General features: G+C 64.5%; 21 protein-coding genes. 10 read left to right on the forward strand and 11 right to left on the reverse strand.

All coding sequences use genetic code 11. The features are described from left to right. Positions 1 to 58 precede the first annotated feature (58 nt). On the reverse strand, positions 59 to 1,039 hold the full coding sequence (locus QTI24_RS05165) for a Bug family tripartite tricarboxylate transporter substrate binding protein (protein ID WP_286598758.1): 981 nt from the start codon (positions 1,037 to 1,039) through the stop codon (positions 59 to 61). A gap of 157 nt (positions 1,040 to 1,196) precedes the next feature. On the opposite strand from QTI24_RS05165, the gene QTI24_RS05170 reads away from it, so the two are divergent. The 3 genes from QTI24_RS05170 to QTI24_RS05180 all read left to right on the forward strand — a co-directional run bounded on the left by QTI24_RS05170 (position 1,197) and on the right by QTI24_RS05180 (position 4,164). Continuing rightward, positions 1,197 to 2,171 carry a LysR family transcriptional regulator gene (locus QTI24_RS05170; protein ID WP_286598759.1) on the forward strand — a complete coding sequence of 325 codons (975 nt, stop codon included), beginning with the start codon at positions 1,197 to 1,199 and terminating at the stop codon, positions 2,169 to 2,171. 167 nt (positions 2,172 to 2,338) lie between these two features. Continuing rightward, positions 2,339 to 2,806 (forward strand): hypothetical protein, encoded by a 468-nt coding sequence (locus QTI24_RS05175; RefSeq protein ID WP_286598760.1) that lies wholly within the window; start codon positions 2,339 to 2,341, stop codon positions 2,804 to 2,806. Next, positions 2,803 to 4,164: a GAF domain-containing protein gene (locus tag QTI24_RS05180; protein ID WP_286598762.1), complete on the forward strand. Its 1,362-nt coding sequence runs from the start codon at positions 2,803 to 2,805 to the stop codon at positions 4,162 to 4,164. Before QTI24_RS05175 ends, QTI24_RS05180 begins: the two co-directional genes overlap by 4 nt. Before the next feature lie 14 nt (positions 4,165 to 4,178). Here QTI24_RS05180 and QTI24_RS05185 read toward each other — a convergent pair whose 3' ends face one another. Further along, entirely contained in the window at positions 4,179 to 4,913 is a 735-nt protein-coding gene (locus tag QTI24_RS05185) for a hemerythrin domain-containing protein (protein WP_286598763.1), read from the reverse strand. A gap of 194 nt (positions 4,914 to 5,107) precedes the next feature. Between QTI24_RS05185 and QTI24_RS05190 the strand changes: the two genes are divergently transcribed. Continuing rightward, complete coding sequence (locus QTI24_RS05190) at positions 5,108 to 5,494, forward strand: hypothetical protein (protein ID WP_286598766.1); 387 nt, start codon at positions 5,108 to 5,110, stop codon at positions 5,492 to 5,494. A gap of 23 nt (positions 5,495 to 5,517) precedes the next feature. Here the strand turns inward: QTI24_RS05190 and QTI24_RS05195 are convergent, their stop codons facing one another. From QTI24_RS05195 to guaB, 6 genes are all read right to left on the reverse strand, one after another. Then, positions 5,518 to 7,062: a glycosyltransferase family protein gene (locus tag QTI24_RS05195; RefSeq protein WP_286598768.1), complete on the reverse strand. Its 1,545-nt coding sequence runs from the start codon at positions 7,060 to 7,062 to the stop codon at positions 5,518 to 5,520. A 6-nt stretch (positions 7,063 to 7,068) separates the two neighbouring features. Beyond that, positions 7,069 to 8,394: an NAD(P)/FAD-dependent oxidoreductase gene (locus QTI24_RS05200; RefSeq protein ID WP_286598770.1), complete on the reverse strand. Its 1,326-nt coding sequence runs from the start codon at positions 8,392 to 8,394 to the stop codon at positions 7,069 to 7,071. Further along, positions 8,391 to 9,362, reverse strand: coding sequence for a lysylphosphatidylglycerol synthase transmembrane domain-containing protein (locus tag QTI24_RS05205; protein ID WP_286598772.1), 972 nt, complete (start codon positions 9,360 to 9,362; stop codon positions 8,391 to 8,393). Before QTI24_RS05205 ends, QTI24_RS05200 begins: the two co-directional genes overlap by 4 nt. Positions 9,363 to 9,382: 20 nt before the next feature. After that, positions 9,383 to 10,489 carry a glycosyltransferase family 2 protein gene (locus QTI24_RS05210; RefSeq protein WP_286598773.1) on the reverse strand — a complete coding sequence of 369 codons (1,107 nt, stop codon included), beginning with the start codon at positions 10,487 to 10,489 and terminating at the stop codon, positions 9,383 to 9,385. 304 nt (positions 10,490 to 10,793) lie between these two features. Beyond that, the gene (guaA, locus tag QTI24_RS05215) at positions 10,794 to 12,407 is read right to left on the reverse strand and encodes a glutamine-hydrolyzing GMP synthase (RefSeq protein WP_286598774.1); all 1,614 of its coding nucleotides are present in this window, start codon (positions 12,405 to 12,407) and stop codon (positions 10,794 to 10,796) included. A 93-nt stretch (positions 12,408 to 12,500) separates the two neighbouring features. Continuing rightward, a complete protein-coding gene (gene guaB, locus QTI24_RS05220; RefSeq protein ID WP_286598776.1) occupies positions 12,501 to 13,970 on the reverse strand; it encodes an IMP dehydrogenase in 1,470 nt (489 codons plus the stop codon). A 171-nt stretch (positions 13,971 to 14,141) separates the two neighbouring features. Between guaB and QTI24_RS05225 the strand changes: the two genes are divergently transcribed. Next, on the forward strand, positions 14,142 to 14,651 hold the full coding sequence (locus QTI24_RS05225) for a DUF4124 domain-containing protein (RefSeq protein ID WP_286598778.1): 510 nt from the start codon (positions 14,142 to 14,144) through the stop codon (positions 14,649 to 14,651). Between the two features lie 11 nt (positions 14,652 to 14,662). Here the strand turns inward: QTI24_RS05225 and QTI24_RS05230 are convergent, their stop codons facing one another. Next, on the reverse strand, positions 14,663 to 14,995 hold the full coding sequence (locus tag QTI24_RS05230; protein WP_286598780.1) for an RnfH family protein: 333 nt from the start codon (positions 14,993 to 14,995) through the stop codon (positions 14,663 to 14,665). After that, positions 14,995 to 15,441, reverse strand: a complete 447-nt coding sequence (locus QTI24_RS05235; RefSeq protein WP_286598782.1) for a type II toxin-antitoxin system RatA family toxin — start codon at positions 15,439 to 15,441, stop codon at positions 14,995 to 14,997. The genes QTI24_RS05230 and QTI24_RS05235 overlap by 1 nt, the downstream gene beginning before the upstream one ends. Positions 15,442 to 15,503: 62 nt before the next feature. On the opposite strand from QTI24_RS05235, the gene smpB reads away from it, so the two are divergent. The 5 genes from smpB to QTI24_RS05260 all read left to right on the forward strand — a co-directional run bounded on the left by smpB (position 15,504) and on the right by QTI24_RS05260 (position 18,353). Then, positions 15,504 to 15,980 carry an SsrA-binding protein SmpB gene (gene smpB, locus QTI24_RS05240; protein WP_286598787.1) on the forward strand — a complete coding sequence of 159 codons (477 nt, stop codon included), beginning with the start codon at positions 15,504 to 15,506 and terminating at the stop codon, positions 15,978 to 15,980. A gap of 12 nt (positions 15,981 to 15,992) precedes the next feature. Next, positions 15,993 to 16,580 (forward strand): LbetaH domain-containing protein, encoded by a 588-nt coding sequence (locus QTI24_RS05245; RefSeq protein WP_286598789.1) that lies wholly within the window; start codon positions 15,993 to 15,995, stop codon positions 16,578 to 16,580. 84 nt (positions 16,581 to 16,664) lie between these two features. Further along, positions 16,665 to 17,180: an RNA polymerase sigma factor gene (locus QTI24_RS05250; RefSeq protein ID WP_286598791.1), complete on the forward strand. Its 516-nt coding sequence runs from the start codon at positions 16,665 to 16,667 to the stop codon at positions 17,178 to 17,180. Between the two features lie 13 nt (positions 17,181 to 17,193). Next, positions 17,194 to 17,928: an anti-sigma factor family protein gene (locus tag QTI24_RS05255; RefSeq protein ID WP_286598792.1), complete on the forward strand. Its 735-nt coding sequence runs from the start codon at positions 17,194 to 17,196 to the stop codon at positions 17,926 to 17,928. A gap of 44 nt (positions 17,929 to 17,972) precedes the next feature. Further along, a complete protein-coding gene (locus QTI24_RS05260) occupies positions 17,973 to 18,353 on the forward strand; it encodes a COG4315 family predicted lipoprotein (RefSeq protein ID WP_286598794.1) in 381 nt (126 codons plus the stop codon). 81 nt (positions 18,354 to 18,434) lie between these two features. Here QTI24_RS05260 and QTI24_RS05265 read toward each other — a convergent pair whose 3' ends face one another. Next, complete coding sequence (locus tag QTI24_RS05265) at positions 18,435 to 18,860, reverse strand: YXWGXW repeat-containing protein (protein WP_286598796.1); 426 nt, start codon at positions 18,858 to 18,860, stop codon at positions 18,435 to 18,437. Positions 18,861 to 18,904: the final 44 nt, after the last annotated feature.

An 18,904-nucleotide genomic window follows, 5' to 3' on the forward strand; every position in this document is an offset into this window, starting at 1 on the left:
GCGAACCGGGCGATCATCTTCCCGCGCCCTTCGCCACGCAAGCACCGCCCGGCAGCGCTCAAAGCTTGATGCCGGCGCCTTTCACCGTGGGGGCGAGCACGCCCACCTGTTCCTTCACGATGCTCTCGAAGCGCGCCGTGCTTTCCGGCTTGGCGACGATGCCCAGCTCGATCAGCTTTTTCTGCACCTCCGGCATGACGAGCACTTCATTGCATGCCGTGTTGAGCTTCGTCACGATGTCCGGCGGCAGCTTGGCCGGCCCGCTGAGGCCGAAGAAGTTCTCCAGCACCAGCTTGGGCTGGCCCACCTCGACAATGCTCGACACCTCGGGCATGAGCGGCGAGCGCGTGGAGCCCGTCACGGCAAGCGGCACCAGTTGGCCGCTCTTGAAGAATGGCACGTAAGCGGTGATGACGTCGATGCCCACGGGGATCACGTTGGCGATCAGGTCGGTCGTCATCGGAGCGCCGCCGCGGTACGGCACGTGCACGAGGTTGGCCCCGGTGACCTTGCGGATCAGCTCGCCGTGGATGTGGCCGATCGACCCGGGGCCGCCCGACCCGAAGTCCAGCCGTCCTTCCTTGCGGGCCCGCGCGTCGAGCTCGGCATAGGTGGTGATGCCCGAGGGCTTGCTCGCCATGATCACCAGCGGCGCCGAACCCAGGAAGGCAATGTGCGTGAAGGCAGTCAGCGGGTCGTAGGGCTGCTTCTCCAGCGTGAACGGGCCCAGCGCGATCGGCGTGGTGTTCGACAGCATGAAGGTATAGGCGTCCGGCGGGGCCGCGGCCACCAGGGCGCCGCCAATGGTGCCGCCGGCGCCGGGCTTGTTGTCGACCACGACCGCCTGGCCGAGCTTGCGGGTCAGCTGCTCGCCCATCACGCGGGCGAGGATGTCACTCGACCCGCCTGCGGGAAAGGTCACGATGATCTTGATCGGTTTGTCCGGCCACTGGGCAAAAGCCGGCAACGCGATCGAGGCGGCGCCTGCAGCCAGCAACTGGAGCGCGCCGCGGCGCGTGGGGTGGGTGGTGGTGGTCATGGTGTCCTGCAGCAAAAGGGATGCCCGAACTTTAGGAACGCCAACATGGCACGCCAATCGCTTGTCCGCAATCAGCGGCATAGCAAAGCTCTGCCCCGGAGCCCGCCGGCGACTGTCGCCGGTGCGCCGAGGCACCAAAGCTGTGCAGCAACCGCCCATGTCACGCTCCAACGACCCATTCGACACCTATTTGCTGCGCGTGTTCAGCACGCTGATGAGCGAGCGCAGCGTCTCGCGGGCGGCCACGCGGCTGAACCAGTCGCAGCCCACGATCAGCACCGCGCTCAGGCGCCTGCGGGACATCTTCGACGACCCCTTGCTCATCAAGGACAAGCAGCGCATGGTGCCGACCGAGCGCGCGTTGCAGCTGGAAGCGTCGGTGCGCACCGTGCTCGGCGAGATCGACGGACTGCTGTCGCCAGGCGACGTCTTCGACCCCGCGACCACGCGGCAGACCTTCCGCATCGGCACGCCCGACTACCTCGCGCCGCCGCTGATGGCCGCCGTCGTCCACTACATGCGCACGACGGCGCCCGGCGCGCGGATGCTGATGCAGGCACTCGGCCCGGACTACGACTTCGACGCCGCCCTTGCCGAAGGCGAACTCGACGTGGTGATCGGCAACTGGCCGCAGCCGCCGGAGCACCTGCGCACCACCTTGCTGCTGGAGGACGAGGTGGTCTGCCTGGTCGATCGCGACCATCCGGGCGCCAACGGACTAATGGTCACCGACTACCTGGAAGGCAACCACGTCGTGCCGCAGCTCTACAGCACGCTGCAGCGCGGCGTGGTCGAGACCCATCTGGCTGCCCAGCGACTGGCGCGCACGCCGACGGTGACCGTGCCCTATTTCTCCATGGCACCGCACCTGTTGCCCGGCACCGACCTGATCTTCACGACCAGCCGGCATTTCGCGCAGCACTTCGCGGCGATGCTGCCGCTGGCCGTCGTGCCGTCGCCGATCGACTTCCCGCCGATGCGCTTCTACCAGCTCTGGCATGGGCGCAACCAGCAGGCGCCGGGGCACATCTGGTTCCGATCGCTGCTGTCGGCCGTGATGCGCACGGCGGGGGCGACCCGGCATCTGCGGGTGACGGCGCCGGCAGCGCAGGACTTGCGGCAGTTCGCCTGACGCCGGGGCGCGGCAGGATTGCGCCGCCACGGCCGCCGACTGGCGCACGTTCCGCCAAAGCCGTGCATTGCCAAGGGCTTTTGAATCACAATGCCGGACCCCCACGCCCGGCCTTTGCCATGCCCGAGGTTCCACCCCGCACATTGTTGAAACCCGAGCACATCGCGATGATCGACAAAGGCGTGTCGACCATCGTCTCGTCGCGCAATTCCGCACTGCGGCCCAGCCTGATGCGCGCGATGGCCGCGAGCATCTCACCGGACGGCACGGAGGTCACGGTCTTCCTCGCGCGCGGCCAGGCACGCCAGCTGCTGCAGGACATCGCCGCGACCGGTCATCTCGCAGTGGTGTTCAGCGAGCCGCTGAGCCACCGCACCGTGCAGGTGAAGGCGCGAAAGGCAGAACTCCGAGCAGCCGACGAGGGGGATCTGCCGGTCCTGCACCGCTACCTCGCGTCGATGGAATACGAGCTCGGTCTCGTCGGCTGCGATGTGCCCTTCGTACGGACGATCTTCTCGTTCCGGCTTGCCGAGCTGGTGGCGGTGCGCTTCAACCCGAGCGAGGCCTTCGACCAGACGCCCGGACCCAAGGCCGGCAGCGCGCTGCCCCCGACGCCCACCTCGGCACCCGCATGACACCGGCCTCCCCCCTTCTTTCGCTCCACGCGATCCGTGCCTGCTTCGAAGGCGCGATCCCGGCCATCATGTCGACCTGCGCGGAAGACGGAACGCCCAACGTCGCCTACATCTCGCAGGTCAACTACGTGGACGAACGCCACGTCGCGCTGTCGTTCCAGTTCTTCAACAAGACCCGGCAGAACATCCTCGCCAACCCCTACAGCAGCGTGCTGCTGATCGACCCGAGCAGCGCCGGCTACTACCGGCTGCACCTGCGCTACCTGCGCACGGAGACCAGCGGCCCGCTGTTCGAGAGCATGAAGGCGCAGCTGGCCGGCATCGCCTCGTACTCGGGCATGGCCGGCGTATTCCGGTTGCTGGGCTCCGACGTGTACGAGGTCGAGGCCATCGAGAGCGTGGAGGGTGATCGCCTTCCACCGCAGACTCCCCGTTTCGGCCTGCTGGCCGGCGTACGGCGTTCGGCCGAGCGCCTCGCCGCCTGTGGGGCGACGGACGAGTTGTTGCAGACCGTGCTCGCGGTGCTGAACGACCATCTGGACGTGCGCCATGCCATGGTCCTGATGCTGGACACCGCCACGCAGCGCCTCTATACGGTGGCCAGTTGCGGGTATGCGACATCCGGTGTCGGCTCGGAGATCGAAATCGGACACGGCGTGATCGGCGTGGCCGCTCGCGAGCGCACGCCGGTGCGCATCAGCCACATGACGAACGCGGCGAGCTACAGCCACGCGGTGCGCAGCAGCATGCGCGAGACCGAGCCCGGACTCGTGCTCGATACCGAAATCTGCTTTCCGGGCCTGCCGGAGCCGCACAGCCAGCTGGCGGTGCCCATCGTCTCCAGCGGCCGCCTGCTGGGCGCGCTCTTCGTCGAAAGCCCGCAGGACATGCGCTTTGGCTTCGAGGATGAAGACGCGCTGGTCGCCATCGCCGGACACCTGGGCGCGGCGCTGGAACTATTGCGCACCGCCGACGAGCCGGCGGCGCCTGCAGAGGAGCCCCGCGCGGCCAGTGCGCGATCGACCACCGGCGCGCCGGTGCCGGTGCGCCACTACCTCGCGAACCACAGCGTCTTCATCGGAGACAGATACCTGATCAAGGGCGTGGCGGGCGCCATCCTCGGCAAGCTGCTGCGCGAGTACTCTGAGCAAAGCCGCAGCGAATTCACCAATCGCGAGCTGCGGCTCGACCCCGCCATCGGACTGCCTGATCTATCGGACAACCTCGAGGCCCGGCTGGTGTTGTTGCAGCGCCGCCTGGTGGAGAACTGCCCGCACATCCGCATCGAGAAGACCGGCCGCGGCCGGTTTCGCCTGCGCATGGAACGGCCGGTCGCGCTCACCGAAATCCCCGGCTGAGCACCGCCAAGGCCTCACCCCTGAACCAGACCCGTCGCGGCCGGCAGGTGGAGACTCGCGCTGAGCTTGGCCCATTCACGCTCGCTCAGGTGCGGGCGCACCACGTCGAGCGCCGCCGCGAAGGCCGGCGCAGGCGCATGGGCCTGCATGTCGCCCAGCATCGCGGTGCGCTCGGCAGGGTTCATGAAGGGCACCATCCAGCGCACGATGAACATCATCTCGTGCGGCGGGATCGAGGCGACCAGCGCGTTGTGGATCTCGATGAGTTCGGCGTCGGTGTAGCGCGCCCAGAGCACCGCGTTGTGCGCCGTCTCCTCGACATGCATGTGCTCGAAGTTGTGCGCGATGAAGAGCGAGAGCGCCCGGTACAGCGCGAGCGCGCCGGCGGCACGCACCTCGGCATCGCATTGCAACAGCGCCGTGGTCTGGTTCGCCAGCACCGTGATCGCTTCCGTGTGCTCCGCGTGCTCGTGGGCGATCTGACCGCTGGCGCCCGGCGCGCGGGCCTCCATGGCGGTGTGCACGAATTCGTTCTCGTGCTGCAGATGCGAGCGGCAGAAATCCAGCAACTCCAGCACGCGTTGCGTGACCTGAGCGAGTTCCAGCGCATCGTCCACGTCCATGCGTCCGAGCGCGAGCAGGCTGTCGGCCATGAGTGCGCGCAGCGCCTTGTGGATACCGGCATACATGTCGATGCGGGGTGCCGCGGCCTCCGCAACCTGGCGCATTTCGCGCTGATCGATGTTCATTGGGGTGTCCTTCTTGGGGTCCAGCGGAAAGCGCACCGTGCACCTCCTGCTGGGAAAGAAGTCTAGAAATCCGCCGCTTCGCGCACCGCTAAGAATTGCTTAAGCAATCCCTCACGGAACCTTAAAAACGCGTGCGGTCAGGCCCGGATGCCCGCCGCGCTACGATATCGCCTCAATTTCTTGGGGCGATATCCATGTTTGGCTTGTTCAAGTCAAAGCAGCCGACGCCGGGACGCGGCTTGTATCTGGTCAATGTGAAGGTGGCACGCGGCTCGAACCCCCGCATGCCGAAATCCCTGGCCGGGGCGTACGTGTCGGCCTATGTCACGGCAAACAACCATGAGTCGGCGACAACGCTCGCAGTGACCCGGTTGACGGCACAGGGCTACGAGTTCCTGGACACCCAGGGCCCCATCACTCGGCTCGACCATCGCCAGTGGTCCGCGCACGTCGCGCAATCGTGGCCCGAGTTCATCGACGAACTGCCCAAGCAGAACGAGATCGCCGAGGGCTTGCAAGGCGAGATGGTGTTCTTCGGTCCGTTCGTGGGCTACGAGCGGGCGGAACGGGTTGATCGCTGACCGGGTGCCGGTCGGCCTCCCCTTCAGCTTTTCGCGCCTCGGTAGCGCCAGAATCTGTAGCCGTGCAGGTCGCGCTCCTGCACGTACTCTTTTTGCAGGAAGTCCCTGAGCTTCGCAAACAGCTCCGGCTGTCCTTCGCACTTCGACTTGGCCAGCCCGCATGAATCGGGCGCCTCGACGATGTACAGCGGCTTGTTGCCCAGGGTGTCTGCCTGGTATTTCTCGTGCGTGTCCTTGAATCCGGAGAGCGCCGGATAGTAGTAGGTGATGCTCGTCGCCGAACGCCTGCCGGAAGCGGCCAGCAGCCAGGTCTCGGCACCGTGGACCAGCACGAAGTCGGAGGGCTTTGTGTTGCGCTGGAGATAGTCGGCCAGTTCGTTTTCCGGCGAGCCCGCGACGCCGGTGCCATGCTTCAACGAGCCCAGCATGGCGAAGGCCGGCGGCGCCGACGCGACCACGAAGGCCGGAACCACGAGCACCGCCCATTTGGCGTTCTTCCTCACGCCGGACAGGAAGCCGCCAGGGCCGCTCCCCAGGTTCAGCAAGGCGACGAACACCAGGGCGAGCGCCGGGGCGGCAAGCGAAGCGTAGTGCAAGTACCCTCTTCCCGAGGCCAACTGCGACAGCAACTCGACGCAGAAGATCGTGAACATCAACCAGTAGAACGAGTTCTTCTTTCCCTTGGGAACCTGCGTGTTCGACAGCAAGACGGCGGCGCCCATGAGGAGGCAGCCAAGGCCCAGGGGCGAAAGAAAGATGGCCTGCGACAGCGAGTACATGGCCACGACCCGCGCCACGAGGCTCGCTCCGCGCGAGTACGCGAAGTTGAACGACCAGTACTGCTCCACAAAGGCGCTCATCGCGCCCTTCTGGTAGAGCCAGAAAAGAATGGGCAGCACGACGACAGCGTATGAAACACCCATCAGGACGATCGACCTGAAGCGATGCCGGGTGCCGAAGACGACCAGGTAGAGGGCCAGGAAGCCCAGGCCCATCCCGTTATTGAGCCGCGTCAGCATCGCGACGGCCATCGCGATGCCGAGCGAGATGCACAGCCAGTCCAGCAGGCCCACCTTGTTCGATACCGACTCATCGCAAAAGTAGGCGAAGGCCAGCGAATAGGTCACCAGGATGAACGGGATCAGCCAGGATTCCGTCAGGTTCCCCAACTCGAAGGTCGCGCAGTAAGTCAGCACGAACAGGGTCGCCGCCAGCACGACTGCGAAGGTCGGGAGCAGCCTTCTCCAGAGAGACATCGATATCGCCAGTCCAGCGAAGAGAAGGAGCCCTTCGAGAAGAATGATGCCCTTGGCGCTGTCCGTGAGAAGGTATCCCAGCGCATTGAAGATGTAGAGCAGCGGGCCCTTGTGATCCCACGAATCAACGTAGGGCATGCCCCCGCTGTTCATGATCATCCCGGTGTAGACGAAGACGCCCGAATCCCGGCCGATCGGCAAGGTGCGCAGCAGCAGACCATAGGGCACCAGGACAAGGACAGCCGCGCCCAGGAGGGTGGCGATGCTCCAGGTCCCTGCAACTCTCTCCGAACTCTGGGGACGGCTGCTCATGGCGGTTCAAGCGTCCTTCACGGCGAGCGTCAAGCGCTCGCCGATGCTCTTGCCCGCCCTGATGGCGTAATTGGTGCCCCTGTCTTCCGGGTAGATCTGGGCCATCGAGCAGACGTGAAAGCCGCTCTTCGGGCCGTCTTCGCCCGGAATCAGACTGCTGTAGTTCTTCTCGACCACCGGCTGCGACCAACGGGCTCGCCACAGGTGATGCGCCTGAATCCACTTGCGTTCCATGGCGGGAAACATGGTCTTGAGGAATGGCAGCGCGAAATCCAGGAAATCGTCGGCGCCCATCGCATACAAGGGTTCCGTGTGCGGAAGGTACTTCGAGAGGTAGACGATGTGCTTGCCGCCGTAGGTCTCGGCTCGCTCGAAATTGGTGTGCTCGATCACGCCGACGAAGGGGAAGCTCGGGTCGTTGACGTTCAGCCAGTAGGTCTTGGACAGAGGCCGGTCCAGTTCGAGCACCAGGCACACGTTGCCGATGTACTGGATGCGCTCCAGGCTGTCGATGTAGTCAGCAGACGCCCAGCCGCGCACCATGTCCGCGACCAGCGGCAACGCCGGCGTTGCAATAACCCGATCCGAGGTGACTTCGCCGCTGGGCGTGGTCGCGATCCAGCGCTCACCGAGCGGTTCGATCTTCGAAACGGGCGTGTTGAGTTCGATGCGACCGCCCAGTTCCCTCACCCGGTTGGCCAAGGCCTCGGCCAGCGCGACGAACCCTCCCTTGAAGTAGGCAAGGCGTTCTTCACCGCCCTTGCCTCGGCTCCCGCCGCGCAGCTTGAGCTTGTTCCAGAACCAGACCGCCGACACCTGCTCCGCGTAGGGACCGAACTTCCCCTTGAGCAGCGGCTGCCAGACCACGCGGTAGACGTTTTCTCCACCCAGTTCGCGCAACCAGTCCTGCGCAGTCTTGTTCTCCAGGGCCTTCCAGTCCTTTACCTGGCGGGCGCGCAATGCGAGCAGGCCGAGGCGGATCCGGTCGACCAGACTCAAGGGCTTGAAGTTCAGCAGATCCCAGGGCGTGGACAGCTTGAAGAAATTGTTCGCGTAGTAGACGCCCGTGTTGGTCGGATTGACCTCGACGCGCTCGTCCAAGCCCAGTTCTTTGATCAGTCCCATCACTTCAAGGTCGTTGGTGAACCAATGGTGGTAGAAGCGGTCGAGGTTTTGGCCGCCTACTTCGAAGGCTGCGGCCAATCCGCCGACCTCCGATTCGGCTTCGAGAATCGTGACGTCGAAGCCCTTCTTGACCAGTTCATAGGCTGCAGTCAGCCCGGTAAAGCCCGCGCCAACAATCGTCACCTGCGTCGTGTGAGACAAACTCATGAGGAAACTGCCTTCAATTTCTCTTGCCGCTGATGGACCGGAAAGACCAACAAGTAAAGGCCACCCACGAGGGTGGGCGGAAGCCATAGCAATGCATGGACGAGCAGCGCATACGCGGTCGCCGCCACCGAGTCGTTGCCGAGCGTCGTCATCGCATGCACCGTGAAGAAATCGAAGGTGCCGATGTAGCCCGGCGTGCTGGGAATCAGCGTCGCCAGAGTGCCCACGGGCAATGCCAGCCAGCCAGCGAGCGGCGCTGAAAGTGTCGGCAATGCCAAGGCAGCGAACCAGAAGACGCAGCCCTCTGCCAACCAGGCCAGTACCGACCAGAGGACCAACCTGATCATGGTGCCCCCCTGCGCCAGGTGATGCAGCGTGCTCAGGCTCTTGTTGATTTCGTCGAAGAGCTTCTGACCGAAACCAGGCGCAACGCGAATAACCAGGCGCCCCATGGCGAGCACGAATGGCGTGAAGAAGCGCGGGAACAGAAGGACGAACAGGATGGAAAGTGCGGCAACGATCAAGGCCGCACTTCCGATTCCCGCAAAGTGCTTCGTGTCCAGACCGAACACTGCGACGGCCACGCCCAGGAGCACCAGCACCATCAGCAAGTCCAGCAAGCGCTCGACGAACAACGTTGCAACGACGACGCCGGAAGTCGTGCCCAGCTTCCTGTTGAATGCGAACGCACGAAGCGCGTCCCCGGCCCTGAAGGGCAGCACGTTGTTGGCCGCGAAGCTCGCCAACAAGGGCCCGGCGCAACGCTGCCATGTCAAACCAGGGCTGTCACGCTCCAGCATCGAGCGCCAGCGTTCGATCCTGCAGGAATAGCCCACCGCGAAAGCCAACAGGGCTGCGGTCACCCAGATGAAACTGGCGCCATCGAACGCCCTTCTGATTTCTTCGAAGCTGATCTGGCGAAGAATCAGCCAAAGAAACAGTGCCGCGAGACCAATGCCCAACAGCAATCGCAATGACTTCTTGGCGGTCATCGATTGACAACAACAGGGCTTCGGGACATGGCCGGGCCGGCTTTCTCGAAACCGAGGTATTCCTGGACCACGTACAGCGGCCTGTTCTTGATTTCGTTGTAGATGCGGCCGACGTATTCGCCAAGAACACCGACGCAGATCAATTGGACGCCGCCCATGAAGAGCACGGCGATCATCAAGGCGGTCCAGCCTTCCACCCACACACTGGTGAACAGGCGCAGCACGAGCGCGTACACGATGCCCAGCAGCGACACGGAGGCACAGGCCAAGCCCAAGGCCACCGACATCTGCAGAGGCTTGGTCGAGAAAGACAGGATCCCGTCCGTTGCGAAGCGGAGCATCTTGGTCAGGGGGTATTTGCTTTCCCCCGCAAATCGCTGGGCGCGTCGGTATGGCAGCGCGATCTGCTTGAATCCGACCCAGCTCACCATGCCGCGCACGAAACGGTCACGCTCCGGCATGGCACGCAGCGTATCCACGACATCCCGGCTCATGAGCCGAAAGTCGCCCGTATCCAGAGGGATCGCCACATCCGACAATTGGTTGAGCAGGCGGTAGAAGCCCCGAGCCGTCGCCAGCTTGAAGGCTGACTCGCCCGGGCGTTCCGTGCGGGTGCCGTAGACGACGTCGTAGCCTTCACGCCATTTGGCGATCATCTGGTGGACGACTTCGGGAGGATCCTGAAGGTCGGCGTCGATGAGCACGACCGCGTCGCCATTGGCGGCGTCAATTCCGGCCGTCACCGCAATCTGGTGACCGAAATTGCGCGCAAACCCTATGAGTTTGATCCGGGGATCTTCGGCGGCAAATTCCTTCAGGCGCTCTCGCGTGCGATCGCGGCTGCCGTCGTCGACGAAGATCAGTTCGACATCCAGATCCTGCAATTCGGCGCAGAAGGCCCTCATGCGCTTCATCGTCTCGCCAATCACCTCTTCCTCGTTGTAGCAAGGGATGACGACGGACAGCAGCTGCGTGTCCCTAGGCGATTCGGTCGCTGACTCCGTCGACAAGCCCTCGGCGCGAAGTGAAGTGGAAGACCAGTGGCTGTGCGCACGGCCTCTCTTCGTCCGGTCAACGACTTCCCGAGCGACCGTCACGGGCACTGGGGTGATTCTCACGGCATCGCAACTAACTTTTTCCATGGCATCCGCCCCAGAGGTCGTTGGAGAGCGCAGCAGTGCTGTTACCAGACACTACGAATGCCAAACTCTAACACTATGTTCTTACATGTGAAAACACTTCGTTAGGGTCAACCCGAACGGTATATGCCCAAGCTGTCGTTGTAAGAGCCGGGCCCGGCTGCGCACCCCGAGATTGCCTTGGGCGTCAAACGGTACGCATCCAATGAGATATGCCGAAGGGACAGCGTGTCACCGGGTCGGACCGGTGACAAGCGACGCCCTCCGCTCACTCCCACTCGATCGTCGCCGGCGGCTTGCTGCTCACGTCGTAGGTGACGCGATTGATGCCTCGCACCTCGTTGATGATGCGACCCGACACCTTCTTGAGCAGCGCATAGGGCAGCTCGGCCCAGTCAGCGGTCATGAAGTCGCTGGTCTGAACTGCACGCAGGGCCACAACGTAATCGTAGGTGCGGCCGTCGCCCATCACGCCGACGCTCTTGACTGGCAAAAACACGGTGAAGGCCTGGCTCGTGAGGTCGTACCAGCTCTTGCCGGTAGCGGGGTCGATGAAGTTGCGCAGTTCCTCGATGAAGATCGCATCGGCGCGGCGCAGCAGGTCGGCGTACTCCTTCTTGACCTCGCCGAGGATCCGAACGCCCAGGCCGGGGCCAGGAAACGGATGGCGATACACCATCTCGGGCGGCAGGCCGAGCGCGACACCGAGTTCGCGGACTTCATCCTTGAACAAGTCGCGTAGCGGCTCCAGCAGTTTGAGGCCCAGTTGCTCCGGCAGGCCGCCCACGTTGTGGTGGCTCTTGATGGTGACGGCCTTCTTGCTCTTGGCGCCGCCGGACTCGATCACGTCCGGATAGATGGTGCCCTGCGCCAGCCATTTGGCGCCCTTCGCGCCTGCGCTCGTGAGCTTGGCCGCCTCCTGCTTGAACACGGTGACGAACTCGCCGCCGATGATCTTGCGCTTGGCTTCGGGGTCGCTGACGCCGGCCAGCTTGCCGAGGAAAAGTTCGCTCGCATCGACGCGGATCACCTTGGCGTGCAGCTTGCCGACGAACATGTCCATCACCATGTCGCCTTCGTTCAGCCGCAGCAGACCGTGGTCGACGAAGACGCAGGTGAGTTGGTCGCCGATGGCGCGATGGATCAACGCAGCGGCCACCGACGAATCGACGCCGCCAGAGAGCCCGAGGATCACCTCCTCGTCGCCCACTTGCTTGCGGATGGCCTCCACCGCTTCGGCGATGTGGTCGCGCATGACCCAGTCGGGCTTGGCGCCGCAGATGCCGAGCACGAAGCGATCGAGGATCGCCTGGCCCTGCTGCGTGTGCGTGACTTCGGGGTGGAACTGCACGGCGTAGAAATGCCGATCCTCGTCGGCCATGCCGGCGATCGGGCAGCTCTCGGTCGAGGCCATCAGCTTGAAGCCGGGCGGCAGTTCGGTGACCTTGTCGCCGTGGCTCATCCAGACGTTGAGCATGCCGTGCCCGTCGTCGGTCGTGAAGTCCGCGATGTCCTTGAGCAGCTCGGTGTGGCCGCGTGCGCGGACCGCCGCAAAGCCGAACTCGCGCTTGTGGCCGCCTTCGACCTTGCCGCCCAGCTGGTGCGCCATGGTCTGCATGCCGTAGCAAATGCCCAGCACCGGCACGCCGAGCTCGAACACCGCTTGCGGCGCCTTATCGGTCGTGTCTTCGTAGACGCTGGCGTGGCTGCCCGAAAGGATGACGCCCTTCAGGCTGCCGTCCTTCGCGTAGTCGCGAATCCACTCGTCCGTGACGTCGCAGGGATGCACCTCGCTGAGCACATGCGCCTCGCGCACGCGTCGCGCGATGAGCTGGGTGACTTGCGAGCCGAAATCGAGAATCAGGATCTTCTGGTGTTGCATGGGATTCAGTCGCCGCCGGGCCGCCCCAAGGCGACTGCAGCCCCCATGGGGGGCAGCGTAGTACACGAAGTGACAAGCGTGGGGGTCATTGCTTCACTCGGCGCGGTAGTTGGGCGCTTCCTTGGTGATCTGCACGTCGTGCACGTGGCTCTCGCGGATGCCGGCGGTGGTGATCTCGACGAACTCGGCCTTGTTCTTCATGTCCTCGATCGTGGCGCAACCGCAGTAGCCCATGCTGGCGCGCAAACCGCCGGACATCTGGTAGACGATCGACACCATCGAGCCCTTGTAGGGCACACGGCCTTCGATACCCTCGGGCACGAGCTTGTCGGCGTTGGGGTTGCCGGTCGTGGACTCCTGGAAGTAGCGGTCCGCACTGCCCTGCTGCATGGCGCCGATGGAGCCCATGCCGCGGTAGCTCTTGTAGCTGCGCCCCTGGAACAGCACGATCTCGCCTGGCGCCTCTTCGGTGCCAGCGAACATGCCGCCCATCATCACGGTGCTCGCGCCGGCGGCGATGGCCTTGGCAATGTCGCCCGAGTAGCGGATGCCGCCGTCGCCAATGAGCGGAATGCCGGTGCCCTGGAGTGCCGTCGCGACGTTGTCGATCGCCATGATCTGGGGCACGCCTACGCCCGCCACGATGCGCGTGGTACAGATGGAGCCCGGGCCGATGCCGACCTTGACCGCGTCGGCCCCTGCATCAGCGAGCGCGCGGGCCGCGTCGCCGGTGGCGATGTTGCCGCCGATCACGTCGACCTGCGGATAGTTCTTCTTGACCCAGCGCACGCGCTCGATCACCCCGGCGCTGTGGCCGTGGGCAGTATCGACGACGATGGCATCGACGCCGGCCTTCACGAGCGCTTCCACGCGCTCTTCCGTGCCCTCGCCCACGCCGACCGCGGCGCCGCACCGCAGGCGGCCGCTGGCGTCGCGGGCGGCATTCGGGAAGCTGGTCTGCTTGGTGATGTCCTTGACGGTGATCAGCCCCTTGAGTTCCCAGGCCTCGTTGATCACGAGCAGGCGTTCGAGCTTGTGCTTGTTGAGCAGTGCCTTCGCGTCCGCCAGCGTCGTGCCGTCAGGCACGGTGATGAGCTTGTCGCGCCGCGTCATGATCTCGCTGACCGGCACGTCGTAGCGGTTCTCGAAGCGCAGGTCGCGCCCCGTGACGATGCCGACCACCTTGCCCGCATCGCACACCGGGAAACCGGAGATTCCGAGCTGGTCGGACAGCGCCATGACCTGGCGTACGGTGTGCGTCGGCGTGATCACCACCGGATCGCGCAGCACGCCGGATTCGTAGCGCTTTACCTTGGCGACTTGCGCCGCCTGTTCGGCGGCGGTGAAGTTCTTGTGCACGATGCCGATGCCGCCTTCCTGCGCGATGGCGATCGCGAGGCGTGCTTCGGTCACGGTGTCCATCGCAGCCGACACGAGCGGCAGGTTCAGCGTGATATTTCGGGAGAGCCGGGTGGCGAGGGAGGTGTCCTTGGGGAGGACCTGGGAGAACGCTGGCACCAGCAACACATCGTCGAAGGTGAGCGCTTTGCCGAGAAGGCGCATGGGTGAAGCTCCAAAAGACGGATTGTAACGATGGCTCGGCATCCAATCAGGCGAAGGGAATTGCGCTTTCCCGCACGCATTCGGGTTCAAACATCCCGGAGTACCGATAGAACGTTGCAAAAATGCCAGGGACAAAGTTGCAAAACGTAAGGCAGCGCTAAACTGCCGGCCATGAAATTCGCGCATCTGCTCGTCATCGGATCGGTCTTCCTGCTTCCGTTGGGCGCGCACGCCCAGTGGCAATGGGTCGACAAGGACAACAAGAAGGTGTTCAGTGACCAGGCGCCGCCGCCCGACATCCCCGAGAAAAACATCCTCCGCAAGCCCGGTGCGCCCAGCAAGCCACTGAGTTTCAGCACACCTGCTGCGCCGACGGAACCTGCGCCGGCAGCCGCGCCCGCCGCCAGCAGCAGCAAGACGGCGGGTGTCGACAAGCAACTCGAGGAAAAGACGAAGAAGACCGAGGAAGCCGAAAAGGCCAAGCAGGCCGCCGAAACGCAGAAGGTGGCGCAGGCGAAGGCCGAGAACTGCAATCGGGCTCGCCAGGGCAAGGCCACGATGGACAGTGGCATGCGCGTGGCCCGCATCAATGCGCAGGGCGAGCGCGAGATCATGGACGACAACGCACGTGCCGCGGAGCAACAACGCCTGCAATCGGTGATCGACGCTGACTGCAAGTAGAGCGAGCGAGCCTAGTACCCCGCCTTGCCGCCCTTGCGACGCCGTGCGAACAAGCCCGTTCCGCGAGCGCCCTGCTGCCGGAATCGTTCGCGCCGGGCGACTTTGGGATCGACGGTGAGCGGCCGGCACAGTTCGACCCTGTCGAGGTCTGCGAGAACCTGATCCCATTCGACCGCCCGGCCCCAGACTCCCGGGACAAGAGTCTGCCAATCGAGTTGCGGAAAGCTGGCGCCGAGACTGCTGGCCATCACCGCATCGCGCGCCGTCGCGCCCTCCGATAGCGACACGACCTGTTCGAACACCTCACGCGGCGCCGGCGAATAGGCCACCGTGACTTGCAGCATCAGGGCGTACCGTAGACGTGCTCGGCGCGCTTCACGAAAGCTTCGACCAGGTTCGAGGCGACCTTGTCGAACACGGGCCCCACCAGTGCCTGAAGCGCGAAGTTGCTGAACCCATAGCTGAGGTTGAGTTCGACGCGGCACGCTCGCTCGCCCTGCTCCCCCACGGGCGTGAATTTCCAGACACCGTCAAGATTGGAGAAGGGCCCATCGACCAGCTTCAGATGCACTTCGCGGCCGGGCACATGGGTGTTGCGGGTAGTGAAGCTCTGGTGAAAACCGCTGAAGGCGAGGCCGACTTCGGCGGTCATGCCGAGTTCGTCCTGCTCGATCACTTTCGAGCGGTCACACCACGGCAGAAATTCGGGATACTTCGCCACGTCGGTGACGAGGGCGTACATCTCTTCGGCGCTGTACCAGATCAGAACGGACTTGTGGACTGTTTTCATAGAATCGGCACCGCGTGCGCGACGGATTGTATTGAAGCCATGCAGCCCTCACCTGACACACCATGGCCACAAGAAAACAAGACACCTCCTCCCGGATCGCGGACAACAAGAAAGCCGCCTACAACTACTTCTTCGAGGAACGCTTCGAGGCGGGCATGGTGCTCGAAGGTTGGGAGGTCAAATCGCTGCGCGAAGGCAAGGTGCAGCTGACCGACGGCTATGTCGTGATCCGCGACGGCGAGCTGTTCGTGATCGGTTGTCAGATCAACCCCCTGCGCTCCGCGTCGACACACATCACTCCCGACTCCGTGCGCACCAAGAAGCTGCTGCTGCACAAGGAGCAGATCCGCCGCCTGATCGGCAAGGTGGAGCAAAAAGGCTATACGCTGGTGCCGCTCAATCTCCACTGGAAGGCGGGCAAGGTCAAATGCGAAATCGCACTGGCCAAGGGCAAGGCCGAGCACGACAAGCGCGACACCATCAAGGACCGCGAAGGCAAGCGTGAAGTCGAGCGGGCCATGAAGAGTCGCAGCCGCTGAAGGAACACATCGATGGCGCTTCAACCCCTCGACGCCGCGCGCGTCAACCCACTCGAGGGCGGTCCGAGCTTTTCGCTGGGCAATCGGATGCTGCGCGCCGTGTGGAACCTGAGCTGGGCGCTGCTCGCGTCGTGGACGCCGCCGCAGATGCGCTTCTGGCGCCGCTTTCTCCTGAAGCTGTTCGGCGCACAGATGGGCGAATCCAGCGACGTGCGCGGTAGCGCACGGGTTTGGTATCCGCCCCACCTGCATCTGGCCGATCGCGCGCTGCTGGCCGAACGGGTCACTTGCTACAACATGGCGCCGATTTCGCTTGGCCGCGCGGCGCTGGTGTCGCAAGGGGCGCATCTCTGCGCCGGCAGCCATGACATCTCGTCGGCCACCTTCCAACTGACGGCGCAACCGATCGTGATCGGCGCGCAGGCGTGGATTGCAGCCGAGGCTTTCGTCGGGCCCGGCGTCGAGGTGGGCGAAGGTGCGGTGCTGGGCGCGCGGAGCGTCGCGTTCCGGTCACTCGACCCATGGACCGTGTATGGCGGAAATCCGGCGAAGCCGCTCAAGCGGCGCGTGCTCCGCGGTGGTCCGGCCGGCGGAACCTGACCTTTTTTCGACGCGCATGGAATAAACGTCGGTGCGCCGGCGTTAGTGCAGCAGACAACCACGATCGATGATCTGCTCCACACCATGGATTCCCGCCTCCTCGTCGACCACATTCCCAGCCTGCGGCGCTATGCCCGCGCGCTGACGGGCGACCGCTGGGCTGCCGACGACCTGGTGCAGGACACGCTGGAGCGCGCCTGCAGCAAGTGGCGGCTGTGGATCGTCGGGAGCGACCTCCGTGCCTGGCTCTTCACCGTCATGCACAACGTGTTCGTGAGCCAAGCCCGGCGCGCACCGGCAACGCGCGCGGCTGCTGTCGACATCGACGATGTCGTGCTTGACCTACGCGGCGTGGATTCGACCCGTGACCAGGCCATCGACCTGCAACGCTGCCTGCTGCTTCTGCCCGAGGAACAGCGCGCCGTGCTGCTGTTGGTAGCGCTCGAAGACCTCTCCTACGCGCAAGTGGCCAAGGTGCTGGGCATTCCGGCTGGCACCGTGATGTCGCGCCTCTCGCGGGCTCGCGCCCGCCTGCAGGACCTGATGGACGGGACGCCTTCTCCCGTGGCGGCCCGCCCCGGCTTGCGTCGCCTCAAGTGAATCGGCTATCGCCATGAACACCCCTACTCCTCCCCCTGACGATGACCTGGCCGCATGGGAGGCCCAGCGCGACGCATTGCGGCGACTGCATCGCGAAGTGCTCGACGAACCCGTTCCGCCGGCCTTGCTGGCCGCGGCGGGCCTGGCTGATGAGCAACATGCCCGACAGGCCACATGGATGCGTTGGGGCGGCAGGGCGGCGGGCATTGCTCTCGCCTTCGGCGCGGGCTGGCTGGCGAACACGCAATGGGCTTCATCGCAGGCAGGCGCGGCCCTGTCGCGCGCGCCGGCCACACGGGAATTCGTGCATGCCGCTTCTGTGGCGCATGCGGTGTACGCGCCCGAGAAGCGGCATCCCGTCGAAGTGGCTGCGGCCGAGCAGCAGCATCTCGCCCAATGGCTCTCGAAGCGGCTCGACAAGCCACTCCAGGTGCCCGACCTGTCGGCCGAAGGTTACGCACTGGTCGGCGGTCGCCTGCTGCCCGGCAGCGAAGGCGCCCGCGCACAGTTCATGTTCGAACGGGCCAGCGGCGAGCGCATCACGCTGTACATCGGCAGCCTCGGTTCAGGCGCAGATCCGTCGCGGTCGGGAGAGACGGCCTTCCGCTACTCGGCGGACGGTCCGGTCCCCAACTTCTATTGGGTCGATCGAGGCTTTGGCTATGCCCTGAGCGGAGCGCTCTCGCGTGACACGTTGCTCAGCCTCGCGACGGTGGTCTACCGTCAGCTTGAAAAAACAGCGGGATAGACTGTTCCGTCTGCATTCGTTTTTTAACCGAAGGAGAAAACTCGATGAAACTTCTCAGCGCCTCGATCCTTGCCGCCGCCCTGCTCGCAGGATGCGGAAGCATGTCACCTGCGCCGGACACGCCGACGCGCACGTCCGAAGGCGTACTGATCGGCCCGTCCGGCATGACCCTCTACACCTTCGATCGCGATGCAGCCGGTAGCGGCAAGTCGGCCTGCAACGGACCGTGCGCCACCAACTGGCCGCCGCTGACCGTGGCCGACAGCGCCAAGCCCATAGGCGCCTACACCATCATCGTTCGCGACGACGGCAAGAAGCAATGGGCCTACAAGGGCTGGCCGCTCTACTACTGGGCGAAGGACACCAAGGCCGGCGACAAGACGGGCGACGGCTTCAACGGCGTGTGGAAGGTGGCGCGCCCTTGAGTCAAGAAACCCGTCGCGAGGCGGGTTGAATGAAAAAGGCCGGCTTGCATGCCGGCCTTTTCGCTGGAGGGCCACCGCCAATCAGCAACGTCCCTTCTTCGCCTGACCCGGAGGGCAGTGATGGCCGCCGTGGCCATGGTCATCATCGCGGTCGTAATGATCATCGTGCCCGTGGTGCTTGTCCTTCTTGCGCTTGGAAGCCTTCCAGTTCGGCTCGACCCAGCGCCAACCGCCGTCCGCGCGCACCCAGCGTCCCGGCGCGTAGACGTGGTCGGGGCGCGCAGGCTCCCAGTAACCCTGCCGCCAGTCATAGGCGTTGTGTTGCCATTGCCAGTTCCCTGGCACCCAGACGTAGCCCGAGCGCTGCGGCGGCATCACCTCGTAGCGCGGCGGCGGCGGAGCCGCCATGACAACGCCCGGCACGTTGATGTTGATCGATACCTGGGCCGTCGAGCAAAGGGGCGCCGCAAGCAAGACGCAGGCAGCCAATGCAGTGGAAAGTCGCATCAATACATCCTCAAAAAACAAACAACGTCTTGCGGGTCAAGCAG

Source organism: Variovorax sp. J22P240 (assembly GCF_030316855.1).
GTDB lineage: Bacteria > Pseudomonadota > Gammaproteobacteria > Burkholderiales > Burkholderiaceae_C > Variovorax.

What these genes read in the sequence shown, in the direction of transcription:
- guaB (WP_286598776.1), bottom strand. Translation starts at nt 13,970, where the DNA reads ATGCGCCTTCTCGGCAAAGCGCTCACCTTCGACGATGTGTTGCTGGTG.
- QTI24_RS05235 (WP_286598782.1), bottom strand. Translation starts at nt 15,441, where the DNA reads ATGAAAACAGTCCACAAGTCCGTTCTGATCTGGTACAGCGCCGAAGAG.
- QTI24_RS05190 (WP_286598766.1), top strand. Translation starts at nt 5,108, where the DNA reads ATGTTTGGCTTGTTCAAGTCAAAGCAGCCGACGCCGGGACGCGGCTTG.
- QTI24_RS05165 (WP_286598758.1), bottom strand. Translation starts at nt 1,039, where the DNA reads ATGACCACCACCACCCACCCCACGCGCCGCGGCGCGCTCCAGTTGCTG.
- QTI24_RS05250 (WP_286598791.1), top strand. Translation starts at nt 16,665, where the DNA reads ATGGATTCCCGCCTCCTCGTCGACCACATTCCCAGCCTGCGGCGCTAT.
- QTI24_RS05180 (WP_286598762.1), top strand. Translation starts at nt 2,803, where the DNA reads ATGACACCGGCCTCCCCCCTTCTTTCGCTCCACGCGATCCGTGCCTGC.
- QTI24_RS05260 (WP_286598794.1), top strand. Translation starts at nt 17,973, where the DNA reads ATGAAACTTCTCAGCGCCTCGATCCTTGCCGCCGCCCTGCTCGCAGGA.
- QTI24_RS05230 (WP_286598780.1), bottom strand. Translation starts at nt 14,995, where the DNA reads ATGCTGCAAGTCACGGTGGCCTATTCGCCGGCGCCGCGTGAGGTGTTC.
- QTI24_RS05265 (WP_286598796.1), bottom strand. Translation starts at nt 18,860, where the DNA reads ATGCGACTTTCCACTGCATTGGCTGCCTGCGTCTTGCTTGCGGCGCCC.
- QTI24_RS05170 (WP_286598759.1), top strand. Translation starts at nt 1,197, where the DNA reads ATGTCACGCTCCAACGACCCATTCGACACCTATTTGCTGCGCGTGTTC.
- QTI24_RS05245 (WP_286598789.1), top strand. Translation starts at nt 15,993, where the DNA reads ATGGCGCTTCAACCCCTCGACGCCGCGCGCGTCAACCCACTCGAGGGC.
- guaA (WP_286598774.1), bottom strand. Translation starts at nt 12,407, where the DNA reads ATGCAACACCAGAAGATCCTGATTCTCGATTTCGGCTCGCAAGTCACC.
- QTI24_RS05255 (WP_286598792.1), top strand. Translation starts at nt 17,194, where the DNA reads ATGAACACCCCTACTCCTCCCCCTGACGATGACCTGGCCGCATGGGAG.
- QTI24_RS05200 (WP_286598770.1), bottom strand. Translation starts at nt 8,394, where the DNA reads ATGAGTTTGTCTCACACGACGCAGGTGACGATTGTTGGCGCGGGCTTT.
- smpB (WP_286598787.1), top strand. Translation starts at nt 15,504, where the DNA reads ATGGCCACAAGAAAACAAGACACCTCCTCCCGGATCGCGGACAACAAG.
- QTI24_RS05175 (WP_286598760.1), top strand. Translation starts at nt 2,339, where the DNA reads ATGATCGACAAAGGCGTGTCGACCATCGTCTCGTCGCGCAATTCCGCA.
- QTI24_RS05225 (WP_286598778.1), top strand. Translation starts at nt 14,142, where the DNA reads ATGAAATTCGCGCATCTGCTCGTCATCGGATCGGTCTTCCTGCTTCCG.
- QTI24_RS05195 (WP_286598768.1), bottom strand. Translation starts at nt 7,062, where the DNA reads ATGAGCAGCCGTCCCCAGAGTTCGGAGAGAGTTGCAGGGACCTGGAGC.
- QTI24_RS05185 (WP_286598763.1), bottom strand. Translation starts at nt 4,913, where the DNA reads ATGAACATCGATCAGCGCGAAATGCGCCAGGTTGCGGAGGCCGCGGCA.